Origin of the sequence: Parabacteroides sp. B2-S-102, assembly GCF_023656665.1 — a bacterium.
Taxonomy (GTDB): domain Bacteria; phylum Bacteroidota; class Bacteroidia; order Bacteroidales; family Tannerellaceae; genus Parabacteroides; species Parabacteroides distasonis.
The window spans coordinates 84,594-95,696 of the sequence record NZ_JAMOKM010000001.1 but is presented as its reverse complement, the minus strand read 5'-3'; the positions used below and the strand labels follow the sequence as shown (position 1 = coordinate 95,696).

Here is an 11,103-nt window from a genome sequence, read left to right as displayed (position 1 = left end):
TTAACCGAATATCTCTTTCAATGACTGCTCGAACTCAGCGATATCCTCGCCGGAAGTATCCCAAGAGGTAACGAGACGGGCCTCGTTGATCTCCTCGTTCCACATATAGAAGAAATATTTATCTTGCAACTTCCTCAACGCCTCGGCAGGGATCGTGAAGAAGAGCTGGTTGGACTCGATCTTCTGCGTAAAATGAATTTCCGGGTATTGTCGTAGCACGTCCGCTAGCTTGGCGGCGCTGATATTCGCTTTCATAGCGTTCTCCAACCAGAGGTTATTTTCCAGATAAGGGATGAACTGGGCGGAGAGATAACGTAGCTTCGAGGCTAGCTGGGCGGATTGCTTCCGGTAAAATCGCAAGTTCTCCGTGATCTCCGGGCGGAACGAGACCACGGCTTCTCCCATCATCATACCGTTTTTCGTGCCTCCGAAGCTCAAGATATCCACGCCTGCGTCTACAGTCACTTGGCGCATCGAGCAATTCAGGTAAGCGCAGGCGTTCGCCAAGCGTGCTCCGTCCATATGCAGATACATATCGTACGAATGTAAGAGATCGGCGATCGCTTTCACTTCCTCTATCGTATAGATCGTACCTAATTCCGATACTTGGGAGATATAAACGGCCTTGGGTTGCGAATGGTGGCAAACCCCGAAGTTCTTCAGATGGGGACGGATCAATTCCGGTGTCAGCTTACCGTCCGTCGTAGGAATCGTGACGATGGCGCAACCGGTCATCCGTGCGGGAGCACCACATTCGTCTACGTTGATATGGGCGGTCTCGGCGCACAGGATGCTATTAAACGGACGGGTCACGGCTTGCAGGGCCACGGAGTTCGCCCCCGTCCCGTTAAACACGAAAAAAGGAGAAGCATCCTTGCCGAACACTTCTTGTATCTTACTCGTAGCGGCCTCTGTCCAAGGATCATCACCATATCCAACCGCATGATTATCATTTGCCTTGATGATCGCATCCATTACCCGGGGATGCACGCCGGAATTGTTGTCACTAGCGAAACTTCTCATCTTTAAATCTGATTTTTCGTCAAAAGTACGGATTTAAGATGAGAATGAGGATATCCAAGTAACTATTTATCGCTATCCATTATGTTATTCTTATTTGTATGCGTATATGAATATATCAGATAAACGACACAAGGAATAACCACTATACTACAAAAGAATAAATAAGGTCCCATAACTATTTCCTCCTTTTTTTACTGTTTTCAGCCCTTTCTCCTTCCTTAAAATAGCGGGTACCCGCCCAAAAAGTAATTATAGCAACAATTGCCGCATTTATATAAATAATTCAACTCTGCTGTTGATAATTACTGATGAATGTACTAATGATTCCGCCAGTCACTACATACTTAGCGATATCCATCAACCATTTTCCGATTTCTTTTTTCATAGTAAGATTTTTTATTTGTCAAGACAAAGATAAATAGAATAATCCATATCGCACGCTATTTTACCTGAAATTGTTCCGTCGCGTAGAGGGCCTCGCCGGTTTGGGTCAGGCCTTCGATGGTGATGGTGAAATCACCGGTCAGGTCGGAGGTGGTAAAGGGGATGGATATAGAGGACTCGCCGTTTGTCCGGATATCGGGTCGCCAAAGTAAGGTATGGCGGAAATCCGGAACGGGAGATCGCTTCTCGGCCTCTGTCCGGTAAGCGGGCATATAGAAGATGCGCTGGGCTTGCGTGCCCTCATAATCAAAGAGCTGGGTGGAGTTATCGACTACCAGACCCGGGTAATTATGCTCATAAGAGGAGAAGGAGGCGATACCGTCGAATATCTGCCCACCGAATACGTACTTACCTTTATACACATCGATCTTCCGGATTTTTAGGGGATCGTACTTAAAAATGATCTCGTGATCGGCGATGGGGATGCCATCCAGTAAAACCAATGAGTTACCGATCGTATACCCGATCCGCTCCTCGGTCAGGACCGCCAACCGGCGAACCCCATCCATCTTACGGAAACGAAGGCCGGGGATAAACTCGATAACGACTTCCTCCATCGTCGTGAAACGGGTGTACTCGTCCAAAAGATAACTCCAATCCGGTTGCCACTGGAACCAAGGCTTCTCCGCTTTTTCCCGAACCAAGGAATCAGACCGGTAAGCATGCAACACCTGTAGCCCCACGCTCCGCTTCACCAACTCGTCTTGCCAAGCGGGATTCAATCTCAAGGCGGGAAGCTCCTTCTCCGGATGCGTAGCGTAAGGAGATTCGATGTCCACCCGGTAGCGAGAAGAGGAAGGGGATAAAGCCACCGTCACGATCTCGTGCGTCCCGGATATGTGTCTCGTAAAGAAAGTCACCTCCCCGGCAGGGCCCAGTTGCCCCCCAAAAAGACGGATCTCACCCCCGGAAAAGCCCAATAAAGGCCTCACCGCCTCTTTAGACGAAGGTTCGCCCGTAGACAGATCGATCACTTTCCCCGTCAGGATCGGCCCCTCGTATTCCGCCAAGAATTTACGATCGGCAGGCGATGATCCCGTAGTAGGCATGCTTTGTTTCCAATCAACGATACCGCTCCGGGCGGAAGGTTTATACAAGTCAATCCCGGCGATAGAGACCGATAGGGTCTGTAGATCCGGGGGCAGGCCGTTTATCCGGATCTCCCCCCCTGAACGGGTATCATAGGTCATACGGTCCGGTGATACGGAAACCGGGCCCTCTCGCCTCGTAAAAGAGTAAGCGGGCAATAAAGTATCTGTCAGCAGGGTCTCGTTCGTCACGAAAGTGTTCACCACCGCCAGCGGCTTCTCAAAGAAGACCTCCTCCCCCTCGTTCCGCATATAACGGGTATAGGCCACCAGCCGGTAGTTTCCGGTCGGCAAGGTAGAAGGCAACTGCAGACAACCATCGCCCACCCCCTTCTCCAGCACGAGTCGGGCTTGCACGACCGCCGAGGCGCTATCCAGAAGCTCCACATACCCGACCTTGCTCACGTCGGATAACCGTTGGTCCAAATCCGTGGCAATGAATTTCATCCATACAAGCTCGCCCGACAGATAAAATTGCTTATCCGTTTGCAGGTAAACCCGCTCTCGCAATTCCCCTGCGAGAAGCGTTTGCCCCGCCCATAAAAGGCAGAGGAGCGACAAGATACATTGTTTTATCATAGACTTCTTCATAGCAACTAAATTATAAATGACTGGTAGGCCACCAAGAGGGCTTCTGTTTCGAACCAAAACGGCCGCAATCCATACAACGTTTCAGCGCATACGTATTACTCTCCGCATTCATCGGATTATAGGAAACATATCCGTAATCCGGATTATTATCATATTCCGATCCCTGTACGATCGTGCTTGCGCAGCCCGTAACCTCGGCCTCATATACCTTCTCTATCTCCGGAAAGAAACGCTTGAGGCGAGTCACTGTCGCTACTTCCACGAAACCGATCACCGGAACCTCCGGGTCCGTCACGCAACGGATATTCCCTTTCATCTCCGAAGGAATAGGGGCAAACAAGCTACCAGACTCCTCTATGTTCTTCTGCAAATTAAAATAGTAGTCGTAAGCCTCCCGGTGCAACGCATATTGTTCCACCTCCGCATGATACAACATCGAGAAACGGCGATCGCTGGGATGATACGAGGCGATACTTTTGTTAGCGATCACGTTCTGCGTCAGCCTATCGGAACTGCCTAGGGAGATCACCTTCGAGCTGTCCTTTCCCCAGCAATAATACCAATTATTCGATGTAAGTAAATCATATATTACGACCGTATTACCCATTTTCTCGGCGGCCATAAAGATCTCCGCCTTCACCTCCCAATTCTCCTTATACATCCAGCGGAAATAAGAGGATCGATCCGGGGCATTATGCGTAGACACACAGAGACGGACCTCCTCTCCCGGCCCCTTCTTCAGCAAGGAGAGAGAGTCGATCGGAGGCGTTATCTCCGGTCCCAGATAGTCCGACTCATACTCCAGCCCATCCAGCGAGATATGTAGCCGGTACCGGCTACCCGGGTCCAGCTCTCCCATATCCACCTTATACTCTCCCTTCCCGGAAGAATTAGCGCAAGTGAAAACAGCTCCATCCTCACGCTCCACCACCACCTTGGCATTATTCACGAACTCATCCTCCGTGAAATCGTCGGTCAGGCCCACGCTTCTCCGGAGCTTTATCGTAGTCTCGCCATTCGTGATGATACCATCCACGACCAACAAATCCCGTACCTGCTCCAAGCCCTTCGGCTCGTAATCCGTGACACAGGCGGACAATAACAACAGCAAAGCCCCCAGCCACCAATGAAAGCCTTTTATAGAATCTTTTATCTTCGCTTCTTTCCTCATCTCAACTCCCCCCTAAAATTTAATATTATAAGAGACAAACGGGATAGGCACCCCGAATATCGCCATCTTATATCCCTTTAATTTCCCGTTCTCCGATATATAATACACCGAGTAGGCGTTCTTTCGCCCCGTCAGGTTATAGACCCCGAAAGAGATCGTGCTATGCGTGAGCAACGTCAGGTGGTGGCTCGGCTCGATGTTGAACGAGGCGTCCATCCGGAAAAAGTCCGGGATGCGGTATTGATTACGGTCCGAATAGTAGACAAACTCACCGCCCCCGTAATGATATTTGGAGACCGGCAAGGTGATCGGCCGTCCCGTACTATAGTCGCAATTCAGCGAGAAGCTGAAACGATGCGTGAACTTATAGTTACCCACGAACTTCAGGTCGTGCGGCTTATCGAAGTCGGCGGCGTACCAATCCCCCTTGTTCACGGGATTCACGATCATCGGGTCGTTCTGCCGCAGTTGCGTGCGAGAGTAGGTATAGCTTACCCAGCCGTTCAACTTCCCTTGCGTTTTCTTCACCATCAGCTCCACGCCATAGGCACGCCCCTCGGTCCTCAGCACGTCCGTCTCGATGTGGTGGTTCATCAGCAGCTCGGCGCCGTTCCGGTAATCTAGGTAATCCTTCATCGTCTTGTAATATCCCTCCAAGGAGACCTCGATCGTATTGCTCAAGAAATTCCGGTATAGCCCGGCGGCCACTTGCATACCCGTCTGCGGCTTGATGTTAGCGTCGCTCAACTTCCACGTATCCGTGGGCGACATGATGGTCGTGTTGGATAGCTTATGGATATTCTGCCGCATCGTATTAAAGCCGGCCTTCACGGAGAAGTCCTCGGTAAAGGCGTAGCGGGCGGATATGCGGAACTCGGGCCCGTGGTAGGTCTTGAACGCCCCGGTCTTATCCACCGTGCCCGTCACGGTAGCCAAGGAAGGCAGCTGGTCGTCGGCATAGAGATTATAGGTACGGGGCCCCAATACGTTAAATATGGAATAACGGACTCCCACGTTCAAGGAGAGTTGGGAGGTGATATCCCAACGATCGCCCACATAGATAGCGGACTCCACCGCTTTCTCCTTCTCCATCCGGTCCTCCTTCACCAACGACTCCCCGCCATAGGGAAGGTATTTCCCCGGCTCCAAGCCGTAGAACAACGAGCTGGCGCCGAAATCCAGCGTATGCTTATCGCTCAGGTAATGCGTGAAGTCCATCTTCCCGTACATCTGGTCGATACGGAAAGCGAGGGAATAAGCATTCACCGGGTTATCCGTATTACGGGTATTGTAGCCATAATGGTCGTAGCCAGCGGTGAGGACTCCCGTGAAACGATCCGAGAAGATATGCCTCCATTTCACCGAGGCGTTGGCGTTCTCGTAGGCATACCGCTCATCCGCGTTAAAGCGGAAACGGTCGTGGCTGTAGTAGCCATTCAGATAGAGGTTGTTCCGCTCGTCGAACTTATGGTTAATCGTGGCGTTCAGGTCGTAGAACCCGGCGTTGCCATCCTTATAGCCGCTCTTCTCGGGGAGTTTCTTCAAGATCCAGTCCGAGTAAGTGGTACGTCCGCCCACGATAAAGGAGGTCTTCTCGGAGAAGAGAGGCCCCTCCAAGGTAAGGCGGCTGGTCAGCAAGCCGATGCTCGCCGATCCCTTGAACTCCTTCTTGTTACCCTCCCGGCTGTTGATGTCGAGTACCGAGGAGATACGTCCGCCATACTTGGCGGGGATGCTGCTCTTGTACAGCTCCATGTCCTTCACCACGTCGGGGTTGAAGACGGAGAAGAAGCCGAACAGGTGGGTCGGGTTATAGACCGTGCCGTCGTTGAAGAGGATCAAGTTCTGGTCCGTCGCCCCGCCCCTCACGTTAAAGCCGCTAGAGGCCTCGCCCACCGCCTTCACGCCGGGGAGCGACATGACTACCTTCATGATATCCACCTCCCCGAATGCCATCGGTATATTCTTTATATCCTTCACCTTCAGGCGTTCCACTCCCATCGTCGTATTCCGCACGTTGGCGATCTTCTCGGAGGAGATCGTGACCTCCTTCAAGGTGTAGACCTGTTCCTCCAGCTCTATATCCAGCTTGCCGTCGGAATAAAGCATGATCTGCCGCCGGGTGTCTTTCATGCCCATGCCTTGGATGTACAGCTCGTGCCGTCCGGGAGGGAGGCGCAGCGTATAATAGCCGTAAGCGTCGGTAGTGGCCCCGATCATCGGGTCCTTCACGAACACGGCCACGCCCACCATCGGCTCGCCGGTCTTGAAATCGCTAATATTGCCGGTCACCGTGACCCGGTCCGCCGCCTTGCCCGAGGCGTCGCCGATCTCGTAGACCTTGTTCTCCGAGGTAGCCTTCTGCTGCTTCCGGCCCGCCATCAGGGAGATACCGGAGCCTTCCTCGTCGCCATCGCCCTCTCTCCGCTTCTCCCGCAGGAAGAAGTTCTCGGGCAGGGAGGTCATCAAGGTGTTATCTCTCAATACAAAGAAGGCGCCGCCATACGAGGATACTTGGAAGGGAGTCCCCTCCAACGCACGCCGCAACGCCACCAAGGGCTCTTCCTTCTCACTGTGTACGCTAACGACCATGGAGTCCGTCTCCAAGGGTTGCCGGTAGACGGGCTGTCCGGTCTGCCGCTCGATAGCGTCGAACACGACATTTAAGGTTACTTGCCGGAAATCCAGATCGACCGTCCGCTGCGCCCTCGCCGTCCAGCCGGACAGCAGGCACATTACCATACCGATATATAGGCTCTTTCTCATGGGATCTCGTTTAACTGTTCATACTGTCTCACCACGGCTACGATGGCTTCCTCGGGAGCGTGCTTGAAATCCAGCTTTCGCCGCTTGATATACCGGGCCAGCTCTTTTTTCTTGGACTTGAGGACCTTCAACACGGAGCCTTTGCTCCTCACGGTATAGTAAACACCCTCCTTCCGGATATAATATTTTACGGACTGATCGAAGGATTCATCGACCTGCATATCTTTTATCGTTTTAGATAATATACAAGACCATTTCCCCAGCACGGTACACTTCCCTTCATACAACCGTAGGTAATAACCTTCCGGCAAGTTGCCCGACCGCTCGTCCGGATACCTGTAGAAGATATCGTACCCATGAAACTCTGCGTAGTCTACCCGATCGCTCGGCAAGACGATATTATAGCGATTGTCCGGAGAGAGCAGTAATAACTCATTCTTGTACAGGTCTAAGCGCATTTTCACGCCCTTGTAGAGAATGCCTTCGAAGCTAAGATCCCCGGATACGTATTTCTCGCTCTTCAAATAGGGGTGATTTCTTATCGAGGTGGGATATTTTAATTGCTCCTTCCCATGGTAGATCACGGATTGGCCGGCGGCGGAAGAGACATAGTCATCCACCGCATCTTGTGCCCTAGCCGTAACGATAGCCAACGCGCATACGCATAAAAACCCCAGAAGCTTTCTCATAAGATCCAGATTTAAAGTTTCATGCCAAATGTAAGCATATATATCCGACAAACCAACAACTTCCGAGGAATTATCACGTGGATAATATACCTTTGCGACGTTTTTAACTTTAACAATTAATCATATATGAAAAAAAATCAGTTTCCGGGAAGCGGAAACAAGCGTGAGAAAGCTGCTGGATAGTTTGGAAAATGCCCAAAAGGCATGGGTGGACTTGAAAAAAGACGCGAAGGGGGCGCATAAGTTGTTTAAAGACTACCAGCCGGAGGAGGATCTGGTTAAACGGGAGAAGATCATCTACACGGGCTCTGTGAAAGACTTCGTGCGGCTGACGCTGCCCATCCTCGATGACCAACGTTTCCGGGTGAACGGGCAGACGAACCGGGAAGCCATGATACGGGCGCTGGACGAGGTGTTCGAGATACACCCCAACGGCTGCCCGGAGCCAAGGAGCTTCCGGAGCATCCTCTCGACGGCGCAGGAGGAATACGGGAAAGCGCATGAATAACAAGCTTCCCGTTTTTCACAACAAAAGTTAAAACTTGGGAGGCGTCCCAAAGCGCCTCCCTACCTTAGCGGCATCAAGCCAGAGACACTGGCTCTTTTTTTATCACTTAAAAATATAGTATGATAAACACGTCATTATTCGCCCTTTTCGGACGATACAAGGGAGACGCCTCGCTAGCGGGCGTACTGGAAAACATCCAAAGAGGAACGTACAAGCAGTTCATCGACGAGACGCGGGAGGCGCTAGCGTCGGGCGATAAGGAACTGGCCGCCAAACTAAAGAAAAAACTGCCCGCTTTCACCCCACAGGCCACCTACTCCGGGAAACGCCTCGACCCTCACATCACCCGCTATAACCAATTGGTGGTACTCGACATCGACCACGTAGGGGAACGGGAGCTGGAGCGTATCACCCCGCTCGCCACGGAAGCGCCCTACACCGTGGCGTATTTCCGCAGTCCCAGCGGCGATGGGGCGAAACTCATCGCCTACGCCGCCACGGACGAGACCGCCACGCCGGGTAATCACCGGAGGGTCTACGAGGCCATGAGCCGTTGGTACGCCGCCCGGCTCGGCGTGGAGCTGGATACCTCGGGCAGCGACATCGGACGGCTTTGCTTCGTATCGGACGATCCCACCCTATACCTCTCGCCTGCCTACCGCCCTTGGCTGGAGGGTACCGGCGAGCTACCGGAGGGCCTCGCCCCGCTACCCCTTACTTGGAAGGAGGAGGTTAGCGAGACGGCTCCCGGGGCGAAGGAAAGGAAGGTGGCCTCGCCACTGGAGAAGGCACGCCGGACCGCCGAGCGGAAAGGCGCCTACGCCGAGGGCAACCGCAATAACTTCATCTTCGTCATGGCCGCACGGGCGAACCGGCTGGGCGTGAAGCGGGCCGAGATGGAGGCTTACGCCGCTACCGCCTTCGCCGACTTGCCGGCGGAGGAGCGCCTCGCCGCCATCGAGAGCGCCTACAGCCACGTGGAGGAGCACGCCGCCGAGACGAGCGCCGCCACCTCCCGGAAAAAGGGCGGGGGCCCGCTGGACGTGGTCGCCGTGGAGAATTATATATCCGAGCGTTTCCTCACCCGCAAGAACGCCGTGAGGGGGTACGTGGAGGTAGCCACGAAGAAAAAGCGGAACGGTCAAAAGCCGGTCTTCAAGCCGGTGACCGACTACTGGGTGAACTCGCTCTGGCGGAGTCTCCTGAAGGACGGCCACTACTGCTCGCATAACGACATCCGGGCCATACTGATGTCGGACTTCAGCGAGACGTTCCACCCTTTCCGCTCGTATTTCGAGGGGCTGGCCCCGTGGGACGGGGTGACGGACTGGATCGGGCAGCTGGCCGATACCGTGGGCACCACCCGGCCCGCCTTCTGGCGGGGTTGCCTCAAGCGCTGGCTTATCGCGCAAGTGGCCGGCTCCATGGAGCTAGGCGTGGAAAACCATACCATCCTGCTACTGGCCGGCGGGCAGGGGCTGGGCAAGACCTCGTGGCTGCGGAACCTCGTGCCGCCCGAATTGCGGGACTATCTTTTCACGGGCAATGTCAATCCCTATAGCAAGGGTTTCCCGCAGATGATGGTGGACTGCCTCTTGATCGTCATCGACGAGATGTCCGGCCAGAGCTACGCCGATCTGAACCGCCTCAAGGCGCTCACCTCCACCGGGGTCATCTACCTGCGCCGCCCGTACGGACACTATGCCGAGACGCAGATACGCCACGCCTCCTTCGCCGCCACGGTGAACGACTTGCAATCGCTGCCGGACGATAACGAGTCTCGCCGCTTCCTCTGCTTCGAGGCCACACGGATCGATTACCAGTCGCCCGTGCGACACGCCGACATCTACGCCCAAGCTCTCGCCCTCTTCCGCCGGGGCGAGAAATACTGGTTCTCCGGCGAAGACATCCGGAAGATCAACGAGAACAACGAGACCTTCCGCCAGCGAAGCCCCGAGGAGGAGTTGTTCTTCACCTATTTCCGCAAACCGGAGCGTTTCGACACGCCACAGTATCTTACGGCGAGCGATATTATGACGAAACTAAGTGTATTTACACGTATCACGCCGACACGTTCCAATATAGTTACGTTGAGCAAGGTGCTGAAAAAACATGGTTTTAAGCTCACGAAAACTAGAGGAAAACTACTGTTTGAGGTCGCCGAGATCACCTCGGAACAGGTAAAAGCCAATTTTTTGCGCCCTAGGCAAGAGGAAGAGGATAGAGCCCAAAAGGAGAATGATATCTTTAAGGGTCAAGAAGATAAGCCGGAATAAAAACTGACTTTCTAAAATGAGCAGGGCGCAAAAGGCGCAAAAAACAGTGTCTGGAAAAACATTTTACAAAAAGATAAATATATATCACACTATAGCAGTGTGATGAAAAAATATATTTACAAGAAAAGTTTTATATAGGCACGTAAAGATGCGCCTTTTGCGCCCTAACCCCGGCACCGATATTCGTCGGGATTAAGAAACATGACCGGAAAACCAATGAGATACGGTCGCTAAGTCAATGGAATCCGTCTTGCGTTCCATTGACTTAGCGCCCCTATTCCACCCGGATACCATCCGGCTCTCACGGCTCGCCGAGCGACTCGATGATGGCCCGCACCATGGCGGGCGAATAGACCCGCTCGCCCTCGTGATAACCCAGCGAGAGGAGGCGACCGGGCAGGCCGGGATAGATCGTTATCCAATGTTGCAGCTTGCGGTGGGCCGAGCGGGGATGCAGATCGGGCAGGTAGACCTCGGCCAGCTCCATCCGCCCGTACGCTCGTATCTTGAATGTCGTTTCCATATCCTAAAGATAGTGAATCTCCGG

General features: G+C 53.3%; 9 protein-coding genes. 2 read left to right on the top strand and 7 right to left on the bottom strand.

Going from position 1 to position 11,103, the window contains the following annotated elements:
• The 6 genes from NBH07_RS00365 to NBH07_RS00345 all read right to left on the bottom strand — a co-directional run bounded on the left by NBH07_RS00365 (window position 1) and on the right by NBH07_RS00345 (window position 7,772).
• Window positions 1–1,023 carry a threonine aldolase family protein gene (locus NBH07_RS00365; protein ID WP_009017811.1) on the bottom strand — a complete coding sequence of 341 codons (1,023 nt, stop codon included), beginning with the start codon at window positions 1,021–1,023 and terminating at the stop codon, window positions 1–3.
• A gap of 283 nt (window positions 1,024–1,306) precedes the next feature.
• Window positions 1,307–1,408, bottom strand: coding sequence for a DUF6722 family protein (locus tag NBH07_RS22540; RefSeq protein ID WP_307822229.1), 102 nt, complete (start codon window positions 1,406–1,408; stop codon window positions 1,307–1,309).
• Window positions 1,409–1,463: 55 nt separating this feature from the next.
• The gene (locus NBH07_RS00360; protein ID WP_009017810.1) at window positions 1,464–3,146 is read right to left on the bottom strand and encodes a hypothetical protein; all 1,683 of its coding nucleotides are present in this window, start codon (window positions 3,144–3,146) and stop codon (window positions 1,464–1,466) included.
• Between the two features lie 10 nt (window positions 3,147–3,156).
• Window positions 3,157–4,317, bottom strand: coding sequence for a DUF4249 domain-containing protein (locus NBH07_RS00355; RefSeq protein ID WP_009017809.1), 1,161 nt, complete (start codon window positions 4,315–4,317; stop codon window positions 3,157–3,159).
• Between the two features lie 12 nt (window positions 4,318–4,329).
• On the bottom strand, window positions 4,330–7,083 hold the full coding sequence (locus NBH07_RS00350) for a TonB-dependent receptor (RefSeq protein WP_156682642.1): 2,754 nt from the start codon (window positions 7,081–7,083) through the stop codon (window positions 4,330–4,332).
• Entirely contained in the window at window positions 7,080–7,772 is a 693-nt protein-coding gene (locus NBH07_RS00345) for a hypothetical protein (RefSeq protein ID WP_009017807.1), read from the bottom strand. Before NBH07_RS00345 ends, NBH07_RS00350 begins: the two co-directional genes overlap by 4 nt.
• A gap of 163 nt (window positions 7,773–7,935) precedes the next feature.
• Between NBH07_RS00345 and NBH07_RS00340 the strand changes: the two genes are divergently transcribed.
• Complete coding sequence (locus NBH07_RS00340; RefSeq protein WP_005855952.1) at window positions 7,936–8,280, top strand: hypothetical protein; 345 nt, start codon at window positions 7,936–7,938, stop codon at window positions 8,278–8,280.
• 119 nt (window positions 8,281–8,399) lie between these two features.
• Window positions 8,400–10,556, top strand: coding sequence for a virulence-associated E family protein (locus tag NBH07_RS00335; RefSeq protein WP_009017805.1), 2,157 nt, complete (start codon window positions 8,400–8,402; stop codon window positions 10,554–10,556).
• Between the two features lie 301 nt (window positions 10,557–10,857).
• Here NBH07_RS00335 and NBH07_RS00330 read toward each other — a convergent pair whose 3' ends face one another.
• Window positions 10,858–11,079 carry a DUF4248 domain-containing protein gene (locus tag NBH07_RS00330; protein ID WP_005868065.1) on the bottom strand — a complete coding sequence of 74 codons (222 nt, stop codon included), beginning with the start codon at window positions 11,077–11,079 and terminating at the stop codon, window positions 10,858–10,860.
• Window positions 11,080–11,103: the final 24 nt, after the last annotated feature.

Excerpts from the sequence above, each read along its gene's own strand:
- NBH07_RS00330 (WP_005868065.1), bottom strand. The coding sequence starts at position 11,079 with ATGGAAACGACATTCAAGATACGAGCGTACGGGCGGATGGAGCTGGCC.
- NBH07_RS00360 (WP_009017810.1), bottom strand. The coding sequence starts at position 3,146 with ATGAAGAAGTCTATGATAAAACAATGTATCTTGTCGCTCCTCTGCCTT.
- NBH07_RS00335 (WP_009017805.1), top strand. The coding sequence starts at position 8,400 with ATGATAAACACGTCATTATTCGCCCTTTTCGGACGATACAAGGGAGAC.
- NBH07_RS00355 (WP_009017809.1), bottom strand. The coding sequence starts at position 4,317 with ATGAGGAAAGAAGCGAAGATAAAAGATTCTATAAAAGGCTTTCATTGG.
- NBH07_RS00345 (WP_009017807.1), bottom strand. The coding sequence starts at position 7,772 with ATGAGAAAGCTTCTGGGGTTTTTATGCGTATGCGCGTTGGCTATCGTT.
- NBH07_RS00350 (WP_156682642.1), bottom strand. The coding sequence starts at position 7,083 with ATGAGAAAGAGCCTATATATCGGTATGGTAATGTGCCTGCTGTCCGGC.
- NBH07_RS22540 (WP_307822229.1), bottom strand. The coding sequence starts at position 1,408 with ATGAAAAAAGAAATCGGAAAATGGTTGATGGATATCGCTAAGTATGTA.
- NBH07_RS00365 (WP_009017811.1), bottom strand. The coding sequence starts at position 1,023 with ATGAGAAGTTTCGCTAGTGACAACAATTCCGGCGTGCATCCCCGGGTA.